Genomic DNA, 22,836 nt, shown 5'->3' with positions numbered 1-22,836 from the left:
TTAGAAATCGGGTTGATCGAGGTCCGAGCGGCGTTTGTAGGTGTTTTCGGGCTGGATTCGTTCGACGAACGCACCCCAGGCGTCGCCGTTGGGGAAGCGCAGGTTGCCGTCGTCGTCCCAGGTGTAGCCCGCCCGTTGGAGGACGTCGCGCGCTTCCTGGACGTCGTAACTGTATCCGGTCGTCTCGGCGTTGTGCCACTGGGTGAGCGAGGAGATCGGATTCTCGCCGGCCGGCACCGTCGCTTCGCCCTGCAGGAAGTCTTCGACGAACCCCTGCGAATCGACGGCCTTCGCCAGCGCGACGCGGAACTCCTTGTCGCGGACGAGCGGACAGGAGAACATGAGCTTCGTGTCCAGCGGGGCGTAGTTGCCGGCCGACATCTGCTCGACCCCGTCGGCGTTGGCCGCGCGGTCGGCCTGCAGCGTCGAGAGGGTCGTCCCGACGGCGTCGATCGCTCCGCTCTGTAGCGAGCCGATCAGCGCGTCGACGTTGCTCACGTTGATCCAAATAACCCGTTCGATGCCGGGGCCGTGCTCGGTCTGGTCGCCCAGCGCGTCGGCCCGCCAGTCGTCGTCGAACATCCAGTGGCCGTCGTTGCGCGAGGCCGAGAATCGGGTTCCCTGCTCCCAGTCCTCGAACTGGAACGGTCCGGTCCCGACGGGCGCGTCCGGGTTGTGCTGGGACGGGTTGTCAACGTCATTCCATCGGTGTTTTGGGAGAATGACGCTGCGGACGACCCGCTGAGTCATGAACGCCGCGTCGGGGTTCGTCAGATTGAACCGCACCTCGTGGTCGCCGAGCACTTCGACGGACTCGATCGGCTCGTAGAACGGCACCTGACTCGAGGAGGAATACTCCTGATAGAGATCGACGGTGAACTTCACGTCCTCGGCGGTGAACGGTTCGCCGTCGTGCCACTCGACGCCCTCGCGCAGCGTGAGCTCGACGGTCGTCTCGTCGACGAAGCCGCCGCCGGTCGCCAGCGCGGGGACCACGTCGAGGTTGGGTGCCGCGTCGAACAGCCCGTCGTAGATGAACGTCAGCCGCTTGGCCTCTGCGCCGCCGGCCGCCCACGGGAGGTTCAGCGAGTTCATCGACGTCGAGACACCCTTGACGTAGGTGCGATTATCTGTCTCGGGCTGGAGGTTGACCTCGGTCCAGACGAACGAGTCCTTCGTCGGGCCGTTGCCCGGCGTCTTCACGTAGCCGGACCACCGCTCCGTGTTGACCGCCGTGACGACGTTCGGGAAGAGCGTGATCAGTGCCCCGACGTCCTCGGCGAAAATTTCTTGTGCCTGATCGACGAGTTCCTCGCGCTCGGCCCGATCGGTCGTCCGGGCCTGTTCGGTGAGGATCTCCTGCAGCTCAGGGTGGTAGTAGTTATCGTAGTTCGAGAGCGATCCCTCGGTCCGGCGCATCAACAGCGGGTTCGGATCGAGCCCCCGCTGCGGGTCGGGCCCGTGCGTGCTCATCGAGATCACCGCCTCGAGCCCCTTCGTCGACCAGCTCTGGGCGTAGAGCTGGTTCAACGGCCGGTCGTTGAGCTCGACCGCGATCCCCAGATCGTCGAGGCCGCGCTGGACCAGTAACGCGTGCTCGCGCATCCACGGGTCGTCCTCGCTCGAGAACTCGATGGGCAACCGGTCGAGAACCGCGCCCGCGGTCGCGCTGTAGTCCAGCGGCGGCGAGTCGGCGTCGATCGTCTCCCACTCGCGCCAGTACTGGGTGTCGACGGTTTTCGGGACCCCCTCGGGCACATTCGGCTCGAGACTCTCGCCACGGCTGCCGCTACAGCCCGCGAGTGCGCTCGTTCCGAGCGCCGCGGCGGCCGTGGCGATATAGCCGCGTCGTGTGAGTCGATCACCTTCTCCGGTGACCGAACTGTCATGGTTTTCTTTCGGCGTCATTCAGTCCCACGTTACGGGGTAACTAGGTTCGTTCTACTCCCAATAGCGGCCGATATCTATCGAACTTTAAATCAGGGCAGATAAAATGGAGCCGACCGGCTTCGAAATCGTCTCCGACCGCTGTCACTCGCGAGGACCGTAGATGAGTTCGAGCAGGGTTCGTTCGGCAGTCCTGAGTCGCTCGTTAACTGTCGATTGGGTGATATCGAGTTCGTCGGCGAGGTCAGTCTCCGAGGCCCCCCGAGGAACGTCGAAGTAGCCGTGAGTGTACGCCGTCTCGAGGATCATCAACTGGTCGTCGGTAAGTTTCGAGACGAGAACCTCCGTCAGTCGCCCGCTATCCAGTGGTTCGCCGGGGTCTTCGTTCTGCGTGACTGATACTAGCTCGAACTCGCCGAGAGTCTCTTGTATCTCGTCGGCCATCGAACGGAACTGATCCCAGTCCCGCGTGGTTGCGACGACTTCGAAAACGTTGTTCTGGAGGACGATGCGGTTCGGAATCGCTTCCTGACGCAGGATCAAACTCAGAATGTACGGGTACGACTCGTTCGCGAGAATGGTGAGTCGACGGATCTCGAGATCGTCGGACGCGGTCGGAATCTCGCTACTGTAGAACAGCGAGACGCCGGAGATGCCCGCGAGGACGGTTTCGGGGTCGAACTCCGTGTTCGACGCGACGGTCAGCGACTCGATCCACGTCCCGTCTTCGACGTAGAACGCGTTGTCGAGTTCGATACTCCGGACGTCGTCCAGCTCTCGATGGAGCGTTGCCATCACACCCGTCGGCACAGTCGTGAACTCGACGCGTAGAATTGGGGGACCCTCCTACAGAGAAGAGTCCGATCCGGTCATATATAGCTCACGCTTATCGCGGTCAGGTCACCAGCGGCCAGTAGATGAGCCATGAGACGGCAGCGACACCGAGCGAGAGTCCCATCGTCACGAGGCCGAACGAGGCGACATCACGGTGAGAGAGCGGTCCGCGATCCATCGACACCAGGACCGCCGTCGTATTGAACGGAAGGATCGTCGTCGAGCCGACGACTAGCAAGACGGCGAGTGCAAGAAACAGTCGGTCGATACCGAAGACGCTCGCGAACTCGAGGACGATCGGAAGTGCAACGACGATCGCTGCCGAGCCGGTCGAAAACATGATACGGATGCCGACGGCGATGCCTATCAGCACTGCGACGATCTGCCAGTGGGCGAGCGCCGCGAACGGGATCCATCGTGCGAGTACGTCGATGACTGCCGTAATCGAACCGGTCACCTCCAAGACATCCAGAATCGATAACATTGCGCCGATGAGGAAGATGATCCCCCAGCTCACATCCGCAATATCCTCGGCTGTGATAATGCCCACGGATGGAAGCGAGAGCACTACGACCGCCGCGACGGCCGGCAGGACTGTCGGGAGTCCGACGAACGAGCCGACGATCCAGCTTATGACGGCTCCGGAGAGAACGATTCCGACGAGACGCTGTTCACGAGTCAGTGAGGTCGTCCCGTTGCCGTCCGGTTCCAGTTGCGCGGCGTTTTTCCTGCCGGCGGTCATCTCTGCGTCGTCCATCGCAAACAGGCCCGCACAGAGCGCTGCCAACGTGTAGAGGAGAATCGTCGGTGGAACCATCAACACGGCCCAGTCGACCCAGGTTATCGGCCTCACCGACGTCGCGACGATTTCGGAGGTGACCAACGCCATTCCGCCACCGGTCATCAGCGCCATCGATGCGATCGGGTTGACGTGGCCGAGGATGAGAAACGCTGCGCTCTCAAACCCGCTGTCGGCGTCCAGTTCGAACGCAGACGTGAGCTGCTTCACGATCGGGATAAACGTTACCGCGCGGGCCATCGCGGAGGGCATAACCAGTGCCAGCGCGAGGACGCTCCCAGCAACTGAGCGCAACGCACGGCGTGGCGTACTGTCCGCGGTCAGTACGCGTCTCGCTAGCTGTCGATCGAGACCGACACTCGTCGTCGCGTCACCCAGCAACAGGAGGAGTAGCAAAAAGAACACGAGCGTCGACGTGAAACCCGTCGCCGCCGCACTGAACGAACTGACGGTCCCCAGTACGAACAGCAAGGTGACGCTGAGAACACTCGAGACGACGTACGGCACGGGCCGAGTCAGCCACAGCACGAGCGCAGACAGGAACACTGCCAGTGTGCGTTGCCCGTCGACGGAGAGGGCCGCCGGTGGAGTGACTGTCGTACCGACCACGAGTACGATGGTGGCCGTGAGCAATCCGAGGGATTGCCACGATAATAGCGCCGTCACCAATCTTGTCCGCATACCGAACCGATCTCCCATTATCGGCATCGTCGCCGCTCTCGTTTAAGAAGAGTCTGGTGACACCGCCGCCGCCACCGAGACCGTTATCAGGGCACAACTATTCGAGGCACCCTTCGAACTGAAACCATTGCGGACGGAGTGCGGTGAGCATATCCGAACGTCTCCCTGCGAACAGCACAAAGATTCAAGCGATTTGACTAACCACTGTGGAGTATCGGCTCGATGGTATCGCTATCGACGACCCGCGGCTGCCAGCGTTCGAGCGGTGAGCGTCCCATCGCTACCGACGATTTCGCCCGCACTACCGACCGGCGGGTGAGAAGATGATCGGCCACCTCGAGGACTCCTTTCCGCCGGCGGTCACGACGACGACGCTGTACCGGATCGTCGGCTGGCTCCTGCGGGTGTACGTCGCCAGCCTGCTGATCGTCGGCGTTTACAGCCTTCTGTGGGTCCTCGAGGTCGCCGGCATGCTTCCCGTGCGCTGGCTATCGACGGTGTGGCTCGGCGTCGCCGCGACCGGCGTCCTCTTCCTCATCCTTCTCGTTCCCCTCTATTACGTGGCCCGTTCGACCGATCGCTGACCCGAATCGGTCGTCGACCGCGTCATCGCTTCCCGGCCTCCCGGCCGTCCCGAGCTTTCGGCGGATTTATCGCCACGTCGATCCGACCGATGAGTACGAACACCCCTATGACAGTCGTTCTCGCCGGCGTTGGTGCCGACAGCACGAACGTCGGTGCGTTGGCTCCCCTCTACGACGACGGCCGCTTCGAATACGTCCCGATCCCGGAGAAAACCCCCGACACGGCGGAGTCGGAAACCCTCGGTTCGTGGACTCTCCGTGCCGGTGACGGGACCGCAGCGGACCTGACGACCCGTATCACGCCTCAGCCGGTCCACGACGGGACCGAATCCGTCACCGGCGACGCGCTCGCGGACTGGCCGCTCCACCGCGATCCGAACTTCGAGGCGCTGACCTACGGCGAACACCGGACCAGCGGCTACGTCTCGCGGCTCCGCGCGCTCGAGCCGGGAGACGTCGTCGGCTTCTACGCCGGACTGCGTCGACCGGGCGGGGACCGCGCCCACCGCTACCTGATCGGGTATTTCACGGTCGAGGAGGTGGTCGTCGTCGACCCCGAAATGTCCCCCGACGAGCGGGAGGCGATCCTCGACGCGCATCCGGAGAACGCACACGCGAAACGCGCCCGGGGCAGCGATCTCTACCTCGAGAAGCCGGTCGTCATCGTCGACGGCCGCACGCCCGGCGGACTCTTCGAGCGGGAGCCGATTCGGCTCAGCGACTACTACGTCGCGCCGGGCAACGAACGGCCGCAGTACTACCTGCGCGACGAAATCGCGTCCGAGTGGAACGTCCGCGCCGGCGGGTCGAACATGATGTTCAAGCCGGCCTATCGCTGTGCTCTTTCGGGGTCTGCGTTTCGGGAGATGGTGGGGGTTCCGGGAGCACGAGCGATCGATCACCCCGACCGCGAGTGAGGGCGGCGACAGGCGTGCGTTATCGCTCTCGACCGAGCGGCGGCAAGCGCCGGGTTTCTCTCCCGCTCGCCACCGTCACGATCGGTCGAGAACCGAGACGAGATCCTCGAAGGTTTCTCCCCGCGTTACCGCCGCTTCGGGACCGCGGTACTCGACGACATCGTGTGCGTCCAGTCGCGGGAGGTGGTTATGGATCAGTGCGATGGTGATCGTTCGCCGGGCGGCGGGTCCGGACTCGCTGCCCTCGAAGTCGCGATCCGACGAGGCGATCCGGTGGGCCAGTTCCTCGGGCGTCCCCCGTTCGACCGTCCGAAGCACGTCGAGAACGGACTGACGCGTCGGGTTCGAAAGCAGCGTCCAGATCGTCTGCGACTCGAGGGTCTTCGATTGAGACTGGGACATACAGTTTCCATTCGCGCGAATCGGGACAGCGATATCCCCTACCCAGTTAGGGTCGATTCGTCGATTCGATTCCGGTTCCGCATCGATCGGTTTCATGTAGCGATACGTCAAAGGACGGGGCAGTGACGACTTCCGACGACACGACGCGGCGACACGAGCGCGTCGAGCGCCACGCGACGCCCGGACCGCGCAACTCGCTGGCCCACTGGACCACCGCTCGCGGCCCCCTCCGGGTCGCGATCAACTACATCGTCGTCTGGCTCGTGCGAATCTCGCCCAGCCTCCGGTTCAAACGCTGGCTACTGCGGCGTATCGGCGTCACGGTCGGCGAGGGCGTCTCGTGGGGCCTCGAGGCCACGCCCGACGTCTTCTGGCCGGAGTTGATCACCGTCGAAGCGGACGCGATCGTCGGCTACGACGCGACGATCCTCTGTCACGAGTTCCTGCAGGACGAGTACCGGACCGGCGAGGTCGTCGTCGGTGAACGAGCGATGATCGGGGCCGGCGCGATCGTGTTGCCCGGCGTCGAGATCGGTGAGGAGGCCCGGATCGCGGCGAACTCGCTCGTGACCCGCGACGTCCCGCCCGGGGCGACGGTCGCCGGCGTTCCGGCGGAAACGATGGGTGAGTCGACTGGCGAGACGGCCGCCGAGGATCGGGACTGAACGGGCCGTCTCGAGCGCAACAGTAGAGTGCAGCGCTGCTCGCTCCAGCGAACCGATCGGCTTCGAGTCCCTCACGCCGTACGGGTTTCGCTGGCGTGACCGTCGACTAGCGGTCAGTGACGGTCTAACAATCTACGAAGAGTCGAGGACGAAACAACCGCCACTGCTCGAACGGCAACAGCCAAAACAGGCTTAGAGAGACGACCAGGATCGGCGGGCGACGTTCCAGGATGTGATGTCCGCGATCCAGCGGGCGGCGATCATCTTTTTCAGGTTCTTCGCCGGGTAGCCGCCGAAGGTGTCGACGGGGAGGGAGATTCCGAAGGCGGGCTTGACGCCGTGGGCGACGGCCTTCTCGCCGACGGAGATGACGGTCCCCTTGTCCTCGAACTCCCAGGTTTTGAGGGGGCGGTTCTCGATCGCGCGGGCGATGTTCTCGCCGGCGACGTCCGCGGCCTGCCAGGCGGCCTGTGCCGTCGGCGGTGCGGGCTGGTCGCCCTGGTCGATGATCGCCGAGTCGCCGATGGCGAACACGCGCTCGTCCGAGGTCTGGAAGTTCGCCCCGGTGGTCACTCGGTTGTGTTCGTTCTCGAGGTCGGCGTCGTCCATCGCGTCGCGACCCGTGATGCCGCCGGTCCAGACGAGCACGTCGTGATCGAGCGGTTCGCCCTCGTCGAACTCGATGTGGTCCGCGGTGGCCTCGGTGATCGGGTCGTCCGTGTGGATCTGGACGCCGGCCTCCTCGAGCAGGTCGCGCAGCGCCTGCTGGACTTCCGGATCGTTGCCGGGGAAGATCTCCTCGAGCGCTTCGACGAGGTGGATCTCGATCGGCGCGCGGTGATTGTCGCGGAACTCCGCGATCTCGCCGGCGGTCTGGATGCCCGAGAGGCCCGCACCGCCGATGACGACCTGTGCGGGGTCGCCGCGCGTCGCCTCCTGGCTCGCTTCGGTGACGGCCTCGTTGATCTCGAGGGCGTCGTCGAGGCTCTTCAGCGTCAGGGAGTGCTCCTCGAGGCCGGAGATGCCGTAGTAGGCGGTCTGGCTGCCGAGACCGACGAGAACGTAGTCGTAGTCGACGTCATCGCCGTCGGCGAGTTCGACGGTCTGTTCGTCGACGTCGAGACCGGTGACTTCGTCCTGAATGAACCGGGTCGACGGGTCCGCGATCCGGTTGACCGGGAACGTGATGTCCGAGCGGACGTCCGGATCTCGGATCACGCGGTGGGATTCGTGCAGAACGAGGTGATAGTCGACGTCAGCGATCCAGGTCAGCCGAGCGTTGCCTTCGAGCTCCGATTGGAGTTTGTTGACCGCACCGGTACCGGCGTAGCCAGCACCGAGCACGACGACGTTCTCAGTCATATGCAACACTGCGAAACACTATGATACAAAGGTGTTGAAACGGGAATCAGTGTGTCTTCGGTTCTCATGCCGGAGCACCGCTCGTGGAGCCGGTTCAAGACATTTCAGCGAACCGATTAAAGAATGCGTTTCCCGAACGTGCTCGCCGTCAGTTCGGCCGCGAGTGTCGCCGTCTCGTTCGCCTCGTCCAAAATCGGATTAACCTCGACGACGTCCATCGATCTGAGTATCCCGTCGGCCTCGTCGCGTCGAGAAATTACCTCGAGCGCGGCGTGGGCTTCCCGGTAAGTGACGCCGCCGCGGACGGGGGTGCCGACACCTGGGGCCGCCTTGGGGTCGAGCCAGTCGAGGTCGAGGCTGACGTGGACGCCGTCGGTCCCGTCGGTTGCGACCGCGAGCGCGTCTTCGACGACCGCGGAGATGTCCCGCTGGTCGATGTCGGACATGGTGAAGGCCGTCATCTCGCTCTCTCGAATCAGTTCGCGCTCGCGGTCGTCGATGCTCCGGAGGCCGACGTAGGCGATCGACGACTCCCGGAGTCCGGCCGCGGGTGCCCACTCGGTCTCCCCGAACGCGCCGCGTCCGAGTGCTGCGGCCAGTGGCATCCCGTGGACGTTCCCGCTGGGTGACGTTTCGGGCGTGTTGAGGTCCGCGTGGGCGTCGAACCAGACGACGCCGAGATCTGCGGCTCGCGCCGAGCCGTCGAGCGACCCGATCGCGACCGAGTGGTCACCGCCCAGCACGAGGGGGAACTCGCCGTCGGCGAGCGTCGCCGCGACTCGATCGCCCACGCGCGAACAGACATCCTCGACCTCCCGGAGGAATTTCGCGTTTCCCCGACTGGGCTGGTCGGCGTCCGGATCGCGCTCCTCGGCGCGCGGCATCGAGAGGTCGCCGTCGTCGATCGGCTCGACGCCCGCTCGCTCGAGGCCGTCGGCCAGGTCCGCGTATCGAATCGCCGAGGGCCCCATATCGACACCGCGGCGGTTCGCCCCGTAGTCCATCGGTGCGCCGATGATTCTGACGGTTCGTCCCATACGTGCGCTACGCCGTCGACGGGCTTGGTCGTGGCGATGTCGACGATGGGTGTCGTGGCGACCCAGTCGATGAGTTTCGCGGTGGTTCGCCGGGAGCGACGATCCGGTCCGACGCTGGCGATAGCTTTAGGGTTAGACGCGTCTAATCCCGGGACAGCATGATGCTGAGCGACGTGATGGAAGACTACCTCAAAGCGATCTATCAGCTCCAGCGCGAGACCGACGATCGGATCAAGACCTCCGAGATCGCGTCCGAGCTAGAGGTCACGTCGCCGACGGTCACGAGCATGCTCGATAAACTCGAGGCGCGCGAACTCGTCGACCGCGAGAAGTACCGCGGGGTGACTCTGACCGACGAGGGCGAAACCGTCGCCCTCGAGGTCGTCCGCCACCACCGGCTGCTCGAGGCGTACCTCACGGAACACCTCGATTACGACTGGTCGGAAGTCCACGCGGAAGCCGACCGGCTCGAGCATCACATCAGCGAGAACTTCGAGGCCCGCGTCGCCGACGCCCTCGGCGAGCCGACGGTCGATCCCCACGGATCGCCGATCCCCGGCGCGGACCTCGAGCCGCCGGAACGGCCCGACGGAGAGGCCATCACCGAGTTCGAGGCGGGGACCGTCGTGACCGTCGCCGAAGTCGCCGACCAGGATCCCGACGTGCTGTCGTACCTCGCCGACAACGGCGTCCAACCCGGTGTCGAACTGGAGATTCTCGAGATCGCACCGTTCGGGATGGTAACGGCTCGCTCGAGCGAAGCCGACGAGCCGGTCTCGCTTCCCGAATCCGTCGCCCATCACGTCCGAGTTGCGACGCCTACGGAGCCCACACCGTCGTCATAGGTGACGGGAATCACTCGAGCGGTTCGATCAGAGTGGGGCGGTTCCAATCGAACGGATGCGAATTGCTGTAGAGCGAACGAACCGAAACTTCTTCCTAGCGCCGGCTCAACCGTCACAATACTGCCAAAACGCTCGGCTCACCCGCCGGGTTTAAGGAATCCAAATACGAATATATCACTATGTCATCCATCGAACTCACCCCCAGCCAGAAGAAAATCCTCCGCGCGCTAACGAATCTCCACAAAGAGACCGAAGACGCCATCAAGGGGGAGGACATCGCCGAACAGGTCGACCGCAATCCGGGGACGATCCGCAACCAGATGCAGAGTCTCAAAGCCCTGCAACTGGTAGAGGGCGTACCGGGGCCAAAAGGCGGTTACAAACCGACGGCCGCCGCCTACGAGGCGCTCGAGATCCAGCAGATGGACGAGCCCGCAGCGGTCCCGATGCAACACGAGGGCGAACCCGTCGACGACACCATCATCGAGGAGATCGATCTCTCGAGCGTCCACCATCCGGAACTCTGCCGCGCGGAGATTCACATCCAGGGTACCCTCAGCGACATTCACGAGAACGACTCCGTCACCGTCGGCCCGACGCCGCTTTCGAAACTGGTCATCGAAGGCACGGTCGACGGGAAAGACGATACGAACAACATCCTCATCCTGCGCATCGACGACATGGTCGCGCCCGCCGAAGAACCGGCACACTGAACGACGATCGGCCGCGTTCACCACGCTTCTTCTACGAGCGCCTGCGCTGGCGTTCGACAGTTGCGACGCGAAAACGGTCTGGAGTCAGCGTCAGTATCGCAACGGGATCTCGAGCTGTCAGTTCGGGTCGTCGACTGCGTCGTCCGCGTCGGCGACCGCCGACGCCGGGATCACGTCGACGCTCGCGACCGCGTCGCCGTCCTCGACTTCCATCACGATCACGCCCATCGTGTTCCTGCCGACGGTCGAGATTTCGTCGACTCGCGTCCGGACGATCTGGCCGCGCTCGCTCATCATTACGAGCTGATCGTCCGTGTCGACCGCCTTGACGGCCGTCACGGGCCCGTTGCGTTCGCCCGTCTTGATGTCGATTAGCCCCTTGCCGTACCGGGACTGGGTACGGTACTCGGAGAGCAGCGTTCGTTTGCCGTAGCCGTTTTCCGTGACCGTCAGCAACGCCTGTCCGTCGTCCTCGTCCGTCGCAACCAGTCCCGCCACGGCGTCGCCGTCCTGGAGTTTGATACCGTTGACGCCGCGGGCGTTCCGTCCCATCGCGCGGACCTCGTTCTCGTCGAAGCGGATCGTCATGCCGCCCTCGGTCGCGATAACGAGGTCCTGGGAGCCGTCCGTCACGTCGACGTCGACCAGTTCGTCGCCCTCCTCGAGGTCGGCCGCGATGATCCCCGTCGAGAGGATGTTATCGAACTCCTCGCCGGCGGTCCGCTTGACGTAGCCGTGTCGGGTGGCCATCGTCACGAACTCGTCGTCGCCGAAGGCGTCGGTGTCGACGATGGCCGTGATGTCCTCGCCGGGGTCGAGATCGAGGATGTTGATCGCCGATTTCCCGCGCGCTGTCCGGCCCATCTCCGGAATCTCGTAGGTCTTGAGTCGGTAGACTTCGCCCTGATTCGTAAAGCAGAGCAGGTAGTCGTGAGTGTTGGCCCGGAAGACCGTCGTAACCCTGTCGTCCGCTTTGACGTCGGCACCGATGATCCCTTTCCCGCCGCGACCCTGGGGGTCGAAGCCGTCGATCGGCATCCGCTTGACGTAGTCGTCCTCCGTCATCACGACGAAGACCTCCTCCTCCGGGATGAGGTCCTCGTGGGTGACCGTCCCCTGATCCTCGACGATCGAGGTCCGGCGGTCGTCGGCGTACTCGTCTTTGATCTCGCGGAGTTCGTCTTTGATGACGGAGAGCAGTTCGGACTCGCTCTCGAGGATCGCGGTCAGGCGCTCGATTTCGACCTGCACGTCCTCGTACTCGTCCTCGATCTCGGCGGCCTCCATCGAGGTGAGGCTCCCGAGTTGCATCCGGACGATGTGGGTGGCCTGCTCCTCGGAGAAGTCGTAGGCCTCCCGCAGCGCCGCTTTCGCGGCCGACCGGTCCTCGCTGTTCCGGATCAGTTCGACGACATCTTCGGCGTTCTCGACGGCCGTCATCCGGCCCTCGAGGATGTGCGCTCGGTCTTCCGCCTCCTGGAGGTCGTACTCGCTGCGCCGCCGGACGACCTCGCGTCGGTGGGAGATGTACTCAGCTAAGGTCTCCTTGAGCGAGAGCACGCGGGGCTGGCCGTCGACCAGCGCGAGGTTGATGACGCCGAAGGTCCGCTCGAGGTGGTTCTCGAGCAGTTTGTTCTCGACGACCTCCGCGTTCGCGCCGCGTTTGAGTTCGACGACGACGCGGACGCCGTTGCGGTCGGACTCGTCGCGCAGGTCGGAGATGCCCTCGATCTCGCCCTCGTTGACGTCCTCGGCGATCCGCTCGACGAGGCGGGCCTTGTTGGCCTGGAAGGGGAGTTCGGTGATGACGATGCGCTCGCGGTTCGACTTCCACTCCTCGACTTCGAACTCGGCGCGGACCCGAATTCGACCGCGGCCGGTCTTGTAGGCGGAGTAGATGGCGTCCCGGCCGACGATGTTCGCGCCCGTCGGGAAGTCCGGCCCCTTGACGTGCTCCATCAGGTCGTCGACGGTCGCGTCGGGGTCGTCGATCAACTCGATCGTCGCGTCGATGACCTCTCCCAGATTGTGCGGCGGGATGTTCGTCGACATCCCGACCGCGATCCCGGAGGAGCCGTTCACGAGGAGGTTCGGGAACGCCGCCGGCAACACGTCGGGTTCCTGCAGGCGGTCGTCGTAGTTCGACGAGAAGTCGACCGTGTCCTTGTCGATGTCCTCGAGCAGTTCCTCGGCGAGCGGGGCCATCCGCGCCTCTGTGTATCGGGGCGCGGCGGCCGGGTCGCCGTCCATCGAGCCGAAGTTCCCCTGGCCGTCGACCAGCGGATAGCGCATCGAGAAGTCCTGGGCCAACCGAACCAGGGTATCGTAGATCGCGCTGTCGCCGTGGGGGTGGTAGTCACCCATCGTCTCCCCGACGATCGAGGAGGACTTGCGGTGGCTGCTCCCGGAGGAGACGCCCATCTCGTGCATCGCATAGAGGATGCGCCGGTGGACGGGCTTGAGCCCGTCGCGGACGTCGGGGAGGGCGCGACCGGCGATGACGCTCATCGCGTAGTCGATGTAACTCTGCTCCATCTCGTTTTCGATACGGACGTTTTCGACTGACCGTGCCTCTACGTCCGTCGGATCGGGTACGTCTGAACTCATGTCTCTCGTAAACTCGCTATATGTCGATCCACTCTGCTTCCGGCGCGTGGTCCTTGATGAACTGCTTGCGGGGTTCGACGGCGTCGCCCATCAGGACGGAGAACATCTTGTCCGCCGCGGCCGCGTCCTCGATCGTGATCTGTTTGAGGATGCGGTTATCGGGGTTCATCGTCGTGTCCCAGAGCTGTTCGGGGTTCATCTCGCCGAGGCCCTTGAACCGCTGGACCTGCGTCGCGCTCCCGTCGCACTTCTCCTCGATGATCTCGTCGCGTTCCGCTTCGGTCATCGCATCGTAGGTTTCGCCGCGATACCGGATGCGGTACAGCGGCGGCTGGGTCGCGTAGACGTAACCGCCCTCGAGCAGCGGACGCATGTGCCGGTAGAAGAACGTCAACAGCAGCGTCCGGATGTGCGCGCCGTCGACGTCGGCGTCCGTCGCCATGATGATCTTCTTGTAGCGGACATCCTCGACGTCGAACTCGTCGCCGATTCCCGCGCCGATTGCGGTGATCATGTTCCGGATTTCGTCGTTCTCGAGGATTCGGTCCAGGCGGTGCTTCTCGACGTTGAGAATCTTCCCCTTGATTGGGAGGATGGCCTGGAAATCAGGGTTTCGGGCCTGCTTTGCGCTGCCGCCCGCGGAGTCACCCTCCGCGATGAACAGTTCCGCTTCGTCCGGATCTTTGGTCTGACAGTCGGCCAGTTTGCCGGGCAGGGAAGTCGAATCGAGCGCCGATTTCCGGCGCGTCAGTTCCTCGGCCTTCTGGGCGGCCATCCGGGCTTTGGCCGCCTCGACGGCCTTCATGACGATCGCCTGGGCGGTGTCGGGATGTTCCTCGAAGTAGGTGCCGAGTCCCTCGTGCATGGCGCTCTCGACGATCCCGCGGACTTCGCTGTTGCCGAGTTTCGTCTTCGTCTGGCCCTCGAACTGGGGATCGGGGTGTTTGATCGAGATGACCGCGGTGAGTCCCTCCCGGATGTCCTCGCCGGTGAGATTGTTATCGAGATCGGAGAGCAGGTCGTTCTCGTTGGCGTAGTCGTTGACCGTCCGGGTCAGCGCGGTCTTGAACCCGGTGAGGTGGGTCCCGCCCTCGCGGGTGTTGATGTTGTTCGCGAAGGCGTGGATCGACCCCTGTAGCTCCTGGGTGGCCTGCATCGCCACTTCGATCTGGACGTTCTGGTCCTCGTCCTCGAAGTAGATGGTGTCGTCGTGCATCGCCGAGCGCGTCTCGTTCAGATACTTGACGAACTCGCGGATGCCACCGTCGTACTCGTAGGTCTCGGAAACGGGTTCGCCCTCGTCGTCGTCCTCGCGCTCGTCGCGGAGCGTGATGCGGACGCCCGAGTTGAGGAAGGCCAGTTCCCGAAGCCGGTTCGAGAGCGTCGAGAACGAAATCTCGCCCGTCTCGAAGATGCCGGTGTCGGGCCAGAACCGGATCTGGGTGCCCGTTTCCTCGTCCGGTTCCATGTCGCGGACGCGCTCCATATCGCCGACGGGTTCGCCGCCTTCGAAGGCGTGGCGGAAGACGCCGCCGTCGCGCTTGACCTCGGCCTCGAGTCGCTGAGAGAGGGCGTTGACGACGCTCACGCCGACCCCGTGGAGGCCGCCGGAGACCTGATAGGACTTGTTGTCGAACTTGCCGCCGGCGTGGAGGACGGTCAGAATGACCTCGAGTGCGGGGCGGTCGTATTCTTCGTGTGTGTCGACGGGGATGCCGCGGCCGTCGTCGGCGACGCTCACCGAGCCGTCTTCGTGGATGGAGACGGTGATGTCGTCGCAGTGGCCGGCCAGTGCCTCGTCGATCGAGTTGTCCACCACTTCGTAGACGAGATGGTGGAGGCCTCGAGAATCGGTAGAGCCGATGTACATCGCCGGTCGCTTTCGCACAGCCTCCAGGCCTTCGAGGACCTGAATCTGTCCGGCGCCGTACTCGCTTTCCTGGGACATGTAAAACCTGCTTTCGGGTAGCGCCCCTGCCCTAATAAAAGTCACGTGTACGCGCGCGAGCGCGAGCAGTCGGGCGGCCGAGGCGGCGGTCCACTACCCGTCGAAACGGCCTAGATAACCGCGTCGAAGTCGTTGTGGCCCTGGATGTCGACGCCCTCGTCCGTGACCTCGGCGAGGAAGACGCCGTTGCCGGAGCCGGTGTCGCGCTCGACGGCGCTCTTGATGGCTCGAGCCGCGACCGTCTGTGCCTCGTCGAGCGAGAGGTCGTCGGCGTACTCGTTCTCGAGGAGGCCGTATGCTAGCTGCATCCCGCTGCCGGTGACCGTGTAGTCGTCGGCCATCACGCCGCCGGCGGGGTCGATACTGTAGACGTGGCTGCCCTCGCTATCGACGCCGCCGAGGATGGGATTGATCGCTCGGAACGGGCCGCCGCGGGCGAAGTTGCCCGCGAGCGTCGCGAGCGCCTCGATCGGCATCGTCTCGCCGCGACGGGATTCGTAGAGGTTGACCTCAGCGCGCAGCGTTCGGATGAACGACTGTGCGCCGCCGACCGAGCCGACCAGCGTCAGCGCGCCGGTGGGGTGGATCTGCTCGACCTTCTGGACGTCCTTGTTCGAGACGAACCGCCCGCCGAGGCTGGCGCGCATGTCCGTCGCGATGACGACGCCGTCGTCGGTCGTGATGCCGATCGTCGTCGTTCCCGTGGAGTTGACGTTCTCGCCGTAGTCGTCGCTCTGGTTGCCGTCGGGGAGCGAGCCCAGTTCGGGTTCGTACGGCGACGGGTCGTCGTTGCCCTGCGGCGTCGACGGCTGGGTCCAGTTATTCATCGGTCTCCTCCTCCGTCTCGTCGATCTCCGCGAGGATCGACTCGAGATGGTCGGTCTCGACCGAGTGGAACGACTCGTCCTCGGTCGTGATCGTCGCGACGTCGACGTCTTCGGCATTGACGACCCCGTCTTCGGGTTCGCTGAGCGCGCTCACGGCGAGTTCGATGCCGCCGTCGACGTCGAGGTCTTCGCGGTAATTCTCCTCGAGGTAGCCCTGAATGGTGTCGCGGTCGCCGCCGATGGCCGCCGCCTTCCACTCGTAGTCCGTCCCCGAGGGGTCGGTCTCGAACAGTTTCGGCTCGCCGGCGTCGATTCCGCCGACGAGGAGGGCGACGCCGAACGGGCGAGCGCCGCCCGTCTGCGTGTACTCCTGAATGTGATCCGTGACCGCTCGCGTCAGCGTCTCGACGCCGATCTGCTGCCCGTAGCGGAGCTGTTCGCCCTGCGCGCGACGACGGGCGAGGTCGACGAGCTGGCGCGCGTCGGCGACGTGGCCGGCGCTCGCGACGCCGATGTGGTCGTCGGTCTTGTGGATCTTTTCGACGCTCTCGCGCTCCATGAGCGGCGAGCTAACCTGTCGATTCGCGGCGAGGACCACGCCGTCGGGCGTGCGGAGACCGACGCTCGCGGTTCCGCGTTTGACGGCCTCGCGGGCGTACTCGACCTGATAGAGACGTCCGTCCGGGGAGAAGATGGTGATCCCCCGATCGTACGCCTGCTGATTGGATTGTCCTTGCATTAGTCTTCACCTCGGGTAAGGGATAGACATTTATAGGCCTTCTTCTGAAGGCAACTTCGTGTGTACTCTTCCCTTCGCCCCGGATTCCCAAGAAGGTGATGTCGGCACTCGTTGTCGCTCTGTGGCCGTTCCGTCGTCCGAGAGTGTCCGCTGGACTCACGTGTCGCACTCGGTAAATACCGAATTACTCGAGCCGGCTATTCGAGAGGTCGTCTGCTATCTCAAGCTTTCCGCTCAAACAAGTCCCAGTCCTTGCTTCAGGTACAGGATTCCGTACCACAGTACACAGGTAAAATCCGCCCGGCTGAGCCGACTCGAGGCCCGCGACCGGTGTGGCCTCGAGGGGCCAGACACCTGCGACTTTTCGGAAGACTACCATACATGGAAGACCACTGTACCGCGGTCGATGTCCCCGTCGAATCGGTGACCGAAACCATTCTCAAACGCGGGCTCGGGCTCCACCTCCCGGCGACGTTCTTCGGGGCCGGGTCCGCTTCCGCGCTGAGAGGACCCGACTGGCAGTCCGGATATCGCTCGTCGAAGTCCCTCCCGCCGTCGACCGACTGCCGATCGACGGCGTCCGAGCCGTCCGCTCGAGGCGCAGCGACCGCCGGAGTCGCGCTCGAGCCTCGGAGTGATCGCGCATGAGCAGCGAGTCGGCCTCGGCGTCGGCCTTCGTCAAGGCCATCCCCGGCGGTGAAACGATACACGGGGCGCTCTACAGATACGGGCTGGGAATCATGTTCGCTGCGAACGTGTTCGGAGCGGGGTCAGTCTATATCCTCGCCGACACGGGTGCGAACTTCGCGTACTCCCTGTTGTGGGTACTCCCGCTCGCGTTCCTCATCGATATCGCACTGCACGACATGAGCGCCCGACTCGCCGTCGCCGACGAACCCCTCGCCGATTATATCCTCGACGCCGTTCCGATCGGGGGTCGACCGCTCCTCATCGGAGTCTCGCTGATGTCCGCGCTGTGGGCCGTGTCGAACTACGCCGTCGCCGGAGCGGTACTCGCCTGGCTCGTTCCGTTCTTCGACAACGTGCTTGTCGGCATCGTACTCGCGGCCGGGTTCGGCATCGCCATCGTGCAGATGAAGGTCTACGATCGGATCGAAGCGGTTATCGCCGTGATGGTGTTCTCCGTATTCGGTTCGTACGGACTGCTCCTCGCGGGGCTCGACGTTCCGTGGCAATCCGTAGCGGCGGGGCTCCAGCCGGCGCTTGCAACCGATATCGGCTACCTGACTGCGGTCATCGCCCTGCTGGGGACGACGGTCTACTGGCCGAACTTCTTCATCCAGTCGAGCATCCAGCCGACGAAGGAGTGGTCGAACATCTGGGATTACCGCCGAGACAACGCCGCCGGAATCGCGACGACGCTCACCATCGGCAGCTTCGTGATGATCGTCTCGGCAGTCACCCTCTCCGAGGGGGACATGACGCTGACCGGGCCCGGCGTCCCGCTCGCGGAGATTATCGGCCAGGGTGCACTCGTCCTGTTCATGGTCGCGGTGCTCTGTGCCACCATCACGTCGGCGACCGGAACGCTGTTCGGTGCCGGGTTCATCATTCCGCAGTCGCTCGGGCGACACACGGTCTTCGGTGATACCGCGTTCCGACGAACGGTCATCGCACTGGTCGTCCTCTCGGCTGCGACTGCCCTGCCGATGCTGATATACACTGGATTCGGTCCCGTCGAGATGGCGATCATCATGCCGGCCGTCAACGGCGCGGTCGGGCTTCCCCTGACCGTCTTCGCCCTCATCGGTGCCGTGAACAGGTACTACGACATCGAATGGTACGAGAACGCCGGGTTCCTGGCCGCGGGGATCGTCCTGCTGATCGGGAGCCTCATGACGGTCCAGTCGCTCTACGAGACGATCGTAACCATTCTCTAACCGCGAACTAACTTCTCTAACCGCGAACGGACGACACCGGTTTGGTGAGCACGCTAGTTCTGTTCTCCGCTTTAACCGCCCACAACGACCCCAATCGGGTCTGCTCCCCCTATCGATATTCGCTGCCGTGTCAGTAGATCCGCAACCAATCGCGTGATCGCGACCATCCGGACTGCTTTTTCGGTCACGGGAGACAGTGATCCGCGATTTGCTCGGTAGCTGACCGAAAGAACTCGAAATCAGAAGAGTTAGTTCGATCGGCACGGACCACTGGATAACTCCTCTGATTTAATGCTCGGATTGCCCTTCGAACTCTCCCTGGTCCTGTTGCTCGTCTCGATCGCCTTCTTCTCGGGGATCGGCATCACTACCATCGGCCCGGGCGGAATCTTCGTGACGATCGCGCTCTACTCCCTGACGTCGCTGCCCTCGAGTCAGGTCGCCGGCACCGCCCACGCCACGTTCGTCGTCACTGGACTCGTCGGGAGCGCCGCTTACCTCCACTCCGGGGAGATGAACACCGGCGAGAGCCGCACGATCGCGATCGTCCTCAGCGGCGCGAGCATTCTCGGCGCGCTCGTCGGTGCGTACGTGAACACGTTCGTTCCACGCTCGGTGTTCGGGTTCCTGCTCGGCGGCGTCGCGATGGCCGTCGGCGGGATCATCTGTTACCGCGAGCGTCGCGGGTTCAGCCCGATCTACGACCTCGAGCCCCTGACTCGAGGCGGCCGGATCGTCCTGGCGGGACTCGGGTTCGTCCTCGGGGTCTGCAGCGGCCTGCTGGGGATCGGCGGGCCGGTGCTGGCCGTACCAGCGCTGGTACTGGTCGGCGTCCCGATGTTGCTCGCCGTCGCCGTCGCACAGGTCCAGTCGATTTTCATCGCGACGTTCGCGGCGTCGGGCTACTTCCTGCAGGGGAACGTCCTCGTGCCGCTCGCGGTCGTCATCGGCATGCCGCTCCTGTTCGGCGTTGTCGTCGGGTGGCGAGTCGCCTACGCTATCGATCCCGAGAAGCTGAAAGTCGCGCTGGGGGTCGTCCTTCTCGGCGTCGGCCCCTACCTCGCCCTGTGAGCGGCGGACCGGCGCGTCGGATGGAATCGGACTAACGTCGGAGAACCAGACTGAAGGCGATGCGCGTGGACGTCGACACATCCCCATGCCACCGCGGATCCTCGTCCCGTTCGACGATTCCGAACCCGCTCGCGACGCTCTCGAGTATGCGTTCGATCTGTTTCCCGACGGCGAGTTCGTCGTACTGGTCGTCGTCGATACCACCTCGTTGCCGTACATTCCGAACACCACCGACGATGCCGAGACCTCTGACGAGACGCAGGAGCTACTGGCCGACGCCGCTGACTTGCTGACCGAGGCCGAAGCCACCGGCGACGAACGCGGAACCGATGTCGAAACGCGAACGCGACTGGGAACGCCGGCCCAGGAGATCCGCGAGTACGCCGAACGCGACCCCGTCGATCACGTCGTCATCGGCAGCCACGGACGGTCCGGCGTCGCACGGATCCTGCTTGGCAGCGTCGCGGAGGTCGTCGTCAGACACTCGCCGGTGCCCGTGACGGTCGTTCGGTGAGTTCCTGCGGGCTAGATCGGCAGTCCCGCCTCGGACCCTTGCACACACGGGCAGCGCGTTCTTTGCGCCGAGGGAGGTGACGAGCCGAGAACCGCGATGAGCGACTGCGACGGCATGGAGAACCCCGAAACCCCATGGCGGTCCGACGTCACGGTCGTGTTGCTGTCGGTTTCGGTGACAGTGGCACACTCCGGCAAAATCCACTTATCCCCTGTTCTGGTACAGTGGTCCGATGCTTCCGCTCGTCGCGATAGTGCTCGCTCTCGTCGTCGGTGCGGTGATTCTCGAGGCCGTGTCGTATCGAGCGCTCGAACGGATCCCTTCGGTCGCCACCGAGGAGTTCCCCGAGATCGATCGGGAGTTACTGGGAAAATTCAGTAGCTTCGATCCCGAACTCGGGTGGGTACCCCAGCCCAACCGGGAGAAACAGAAGGACACGGGGGATCACCTTCCGGGCGAGGAGGTCCGGACCACGGTTACGTACTCGACCGACGAGTACGCGAGTCGGGTCTGCCCGGCGAAGGAACGCGATCCCGACGCCGACCACACGGTCTCGACCTACGGTGACTCCTACTGTTTCTGCCGGGAGGTCGACGACGACGAGACCTTTCAGAACTATCTCGCACAGGAGCTCGACACCCACGTCGCCAACTACGGCGGCGGCAACTACGGTCTCGACCAGGCCCTTATGCGCCTCAAGCGTCAGTACCCGGACGATCCGACCGACCACGTCTTCATGGTCGTCACCGCCTCATCGATCGCGCGCATCCTCAGCGTCTGGAAACACTATCAGGAGTTCGGCAACATTCTCGCGGTCAAACCCCGCTACGTCCTCGAGAACGGCGACCTCGAGCGCGTCGAGAGTCCCGTCGACGAGAAGGAGGAACTGCTCGACCTCGAGTCGAAGGCCGACTTCCTCCGGGAGTACGACTTCCACTACGACCACTGGTTCAGGCCCCACTTCGCGACGCGGCCGTACACGGCGGACTTCCTCGAGAAGAACGAACACCTCCGGTACGCCGGTTATACGGCCGGGAAGGAACTCGAGCGCCGCCTCGGCCGGTCGGTTCCGGGAGTCGACTTCGATCTGGCCCAGACCCAGTCGGCGCTGCGACTGGAGCAGCCCCGCGTGCGGTACCACGAGCGGCTGTTCGATACCCACGAGGACCTCTTCGACGCGCTCATCCAGGAGTTCGTCGACTACGCGGACGAGCAGGACTTCGAACCGACCTTCGTGATGGTTCAGCAGCTTCGGTACGCGACGTACGAGTCCGAACACGGCCCGATCTACGGCGACTTGATGGATCGACTCGACGAACGCTACGACGAACTGACGACGATCGACATGGCGACCCATCTCTCGCCCGACGACGGCGACGTCGAGTCGCTGTACGTCGAGCGCGGGGAGGGCGGTCACTACAGCCCCGAAACGAACGCCGAAATCGCGAACGTGCTGGCCGAGGTCGTCGAGCGTCGGGCAATCGTGGAATGAATCCCGTCTACCTCGTCGCCGGGATCGTCCTCCTCGCGGGTGCAATCGTAGACATCCTCTGGACGACCCTCTGGGTCGACGGGGGATCCGGTCCGATTTCCGGCCACCTGACGACCGCTATCTGGCGCGGTCTCCGGATCGTGACGGGGGATCACAACAGGGCCCTCAGCCTCGCCGGGCCGATCATCCTCACCGCCACGCTCGCGATGTGGATCGGGCTCATCTGGATCGGTTGGACGCTCATCTTCGCGAGCGAGTCGATGGCCGTGGTGAACTCGCGCACCGGCGGCCCCGCCGACTGGTGGGGGCGATTCTACTACGTTGCCTATACGATGTTCACCGACGGTAACGGCGACTACACCCCGGTGTACGGCGGTAACGTCTGGGAGGTTGCCAGCGCGTTCACGACGGCCTCCGGCATGGCCTTCGTCACGCTCGGGGTCTCGTACGTGCTCACCGTCCTCGGGGCCGTCTCCGACAAACGCTCCTTCGCCAGTACCGTCACGGGACTGGGAGATCGAAGCGAAGCGCTCGTCCGAACGGGCTGGACCGGCGAGGATTTCCAGGGCCTCGAGTTGACCGTCGAGTCGCTCGCGTCGGAACTGAGCATGCTCGCCGAACAGCACAAATCCTATCCCATCCTCCACTACTATCACAGCGAAGACGGCGAGCAAGCCGCCGCCGTCGCCGTCCCCATCCTCGACGAAGCGCTCATGCTCTTTCGGTACGGAATTCCGGACGACCAGAGCCTCGATCCCGCGATCATCGCAACCGGTCGCTCGAGCGCACAGAGTTTCCTCGAGACGCTCGACGAATCGTTTATCGAACCCGAGCCGGCCGTCCCACGCGCGCCGGATCTCGGTCGGCTACAGGAGGACGACATTCCGACCGTCTCCGACGAAGAGTTCGCCGAGGCCCTCGCGGAGGTGACCGATCGACGCCGTCGCCTGCTCGCCGTGGTCGAAGCTGACGCGTGGGAGTGGCCGCCGCTCGAGGAGTGAAACGGGCTGC

General features: G+C 64.2%; 21 protein-coding genes. 11 read left to right on the top strand and 10 right to left on the bottom strand.

The genetic code is table 11. From position 1 onward, the window contains the following. The 3 genes from LDH74_RS08920 to LDH74_RS08910 form a co-directional block, all read right to left on the bottom strand. Positions 1-1,839 (bottom strand): ABC transporter substrate-binding protein, encoded by a 1,839-nt coding sequence (locus LDH74_RS08920; protein ID WP_345778553.1) that lies wholly within the window; start codon positions 1,837-1,839, stop codon positions 1-3. 192 nt (positions 1,840-2,031) lie between these two features. Then, positions 2,032-2,682: a helix-turn-helix domain-containing protein gene (locus LDH74_RS08915; protein ID WP_226042149.1), complete on the bottom strand. Its 651-nt coding sequence runs from the start codon at positions 2,680-2,682 to the stop codon at positions 2,032-2,034. A gap of 100 nt (positions 2,683-2,782) precedes the next feature. Next, positions 2,783-4,201 (bottom strand): SLC13 family permease, encoded by a 1,419-nt coding sequence (locus LDH74_RS08910; RefSeq protein ID WP_226042148.1) that lies wholly within the window; start codon positions 4,199-4,201, stop codon positions 2,783-2,785. 323 nt (positions 4,202-4,524) lie between these two features. Between LDH74_RS08910 and LDH74_RS08905 the strand changes: the two genes are divergently transcribed. Beyond that, a complete protein-coding gene (locus LDH74_RS08905; protein ID WP_226042147.1) occupies positions 4,525-4,785 on the top strand; it encodes a hypothetical protein in 261 nt (86 codons plus the stop codon). 107 nt (positions 4,786-4,892) lie between these two features. After that, positions 4,893-5,702: a hypothetical protein gene (locus LDH74_RS08900; protein WP_226042146.1), complete on the top strand. Its 810-nt coding sequence runs from the start codon at positions 4,893-4,895 to the stop codon at positions 5,700-5,702. Positions 5,703-5,777: 75 nt separating this feature from the next. Here LDH74_RS08900 and LDH74_RS08895 read toward each other — a convergent pair whose 3' ends face one another. After that, positions 5,778-6,104 (bottom strand): hypothetical protein, encoded by a 327-nt coding sequence (locus LDH74_RS08895; RefSeq protein ID WP_226042145.1) that lies wholly within the window; start codon positions 6,102-6,104, stop codon positions 5,778-5,780. Positions 6,105-6,226: 122 nt separating this feature from the next. Here LDH74_RS08895 and LDH74_RS08890 point away from each other — a divergent pair, with 122 nt between their 5' ends. Next, a complete protein-coding gene (locus LDH74_RS08890) occupies positions 6,227-6,769 on the top strand; it encodes an acyltransferase (RefSeq protein ID WP_226042144.1) in 543 nt (180 codons plus the stop codon). Positions 6,770-6,961: 192 nt separating this feature from the next. Here LDH74_RS08890 and LDH74_RS08885 read toward each other — a convergent pair whose 3' ends face one another. Further along, entirely contained in the window at positions 6,962-8,131 is a 1,170-nt protein-coding gene (locus tag LDH74_RS08885) for an NAD(P)/FAD-dependent oxidoreductase (protein WP_226042143.1), read from the bottom strand. 116 nt (positions 8,132-8,247) lie between these two features. After that, positions 8,248-9,168: an arginase gene (rocF, locus tag LDH74_RS08880; RefSeq protein WP_226042142.1), complete on the bottom strand. Its 921-nt coding sequence runs from the start codon at positions 9,166-9,168 to the stop codon at positions 8,248-8,250. 158 nt (positions 9,169-9,326) lie between these two features. Between rocF and LDH74_RS08875 the strand changes: the two genes are divergently transcribed. Together LDH74_RS08875 and LDH74_RS08870 are read left to right on the top strand one after the other, a co-directional pair. Continuing rightward, positions 9,327-10,013, top strand: a complete 687-nt coding sequence (locus LDH74_RS08875; protein ID WP_226042141.1) for a metal-dependent transcriptional regulator — start codon at positions 9,327-9,329, stop codon at positions 10,011-10,013. Positions 10,014-10,192: 179 nt separating this feature from the next. After that, positions 10,193-10,726: an Rrf2 family transcriptional regulator gene (locus LDH74_RS08870; protein ID WP_226042140.1), complete on the top strand. Its 534-nt coding sequence runs from the start codon at positions 10,193-10,195 to the stop codon at positions 10,724-10,726. Positions 10,727-10,843: 117 nt separating this feature from the next. Here LDH74_RS08870 and gyrA read toward each other — a convergent pair whose 3' ends face one another. The 4 genes from gyrA to psmA form a co-directional block, all read right to left on the bottom strand. Continuing rightward, positions 10,844-13,333 (bottom strand): DNA gyrase subunit A, encoded by a 2,490-nt coding sequence (gene gyrA / locus LDH74_RS08865; RefSeq protein WP_226042139.1) that lies wholly within the window; start codon positions 13,331-13,333, stop codon positions 10,844-10,846. A 16-nt stretch (positions 13,334-13,349) separates the two neighbouring features. Continuing rightward, on the bottom strand, positions 13,350-15,281 hold the full coding sequence (gene gyrB / locus LDH74_RS08860; protein WP_226042138.1) for a DNA topoisomerase (ATP-hydrolyzing) subunit B: 1,932 nt from the start codon (positions 15,279-15,281) through the stop codon (positions 13,350-13,352). Positions 15,282-15,391: 110 nt separating this feature from the next. Then, a complete protein-coding gene (psmB, locus tag LDH74_RS08855; RefSeq protein ID WP_226042137.1) occupies positions 15,392-16,108 on the bottom strand; it encodes an archaeal proteasome endopeptidase complex subunit beta in 717 nt (238 codons plus the stop codon). Beyond that, on the bottom strand, positions 16,101-16,847 hold the full coding sequence (gene psmA / locus LDH74_RS08850) for an archaeal proteasome endopeptidase complex subunit alpha (RefSeq protein WP_226042136.1): 747 nt from the start codon (positions 16,845-16,847) through the stop codon (positions 16,101-16,103). The genes psmB and psmA overlap by 8 nt, the downstream gene beginning before the upstream one ends. Before the next feature lie 381 nt (positions 16,848-17,228). On the opposite strand from psmA, the gene LDH74_RS08845 reads away from it, so the two are divergent. The 6 genes from LDH74_RS08845 (at position 17,229) to LDH74_RS08820 (ending at position 22,826) form a co-directional block, all read left to right on the top strand. Next, positions 17,229-17,495 (top strand): hypothetical protein, encoded by a 267-nt coding sequence (locus LDH74_RS08845; protein WP_226042135.1) that lies wholly within the window; start codon positions 17,229-17,231, stop codon positions 17,493-17,495. Continuing rightward, the gene (locus LDH74_RS08840) at positions 17,492-18,748 is read left to right on the top strand and encodes a divalent metal cation transporter (protein ID WP_226042134.1); all 1,257 of its coding nucleotides are present in this window, start codon (positions 17,492-17,494) and stop codon (positions 18,746-18,748) included. The genes LDH74_RS08845 and LDH74_RS08840 overlap by 4 nt, the downstream gene beginning before the upstream one ends. A gap of 291 nt (positions 18,749-19,039) precedes the next feature. Then, positions 19,040-19,819: a sulfite exporter TauE/SafE family protein gene (locus tag LDH74_RS08835; RefSeq protein ID WP_226042133.1), complete on the top strand. Its 780-nt coding sequence runs from the start codon at positions 19,040-19,042 to the stop codon at positions 19,817-19,819. Positions 19,820-19,904: 85 nt separating this feature from the next. Continuing rightward, positions 19,905-20,333, top strand: a complete 429-nt coding sequence (locus tag LDH74_RS08830) for a universal stress protein (protein ID WP_226042132.1) — start codon at positions 19,905-19,907, stop codon at positions 20,331-20,333. Positions 20,334-20,565: 232 nt separating this feature from the next. After that, complete coding sequence (locus tag LDH74_RS08825) at positions 20,566-21,825, top strand: hypothetical protein (protein WP_226042131.1); 1,260 nt, start codon at positions 20,566-20,568, stop codon at positions 21,823-21,825. Continuing rightward, on the top strand, positions 21,822-22,826 hold the full coding sequence (locus LDH74_RS08820; RefSeq protein ID WP_226042130.1) for a two pore domain potassium channel family protein: 1,005 nt from the start codon (positions 21,822-21,824) through the stop codon (positions 22,824-22,826). Before LDH74_RS08825 ends, LDH74_RS08820 begins: the two co-directional genes overlap by 4 nt. The last annotated feature ends 10 nt before the right edge of the window (positions 22,827-22,836 follow it).

Origin of the sequence: Natrinema sp. DC36, assembly GCF_020405225.1 — an archaeon.
Classification (GTDB): domain Archaea; phylum Halobacteriota; class Halobacteria; order Halobacteriales; family Natrialbaceae; genus Natrinema.
Note: the sequence above shows the minus strand (reverse complement) of the source record. Positions and strands in the feature narration are given on the sequence as shown.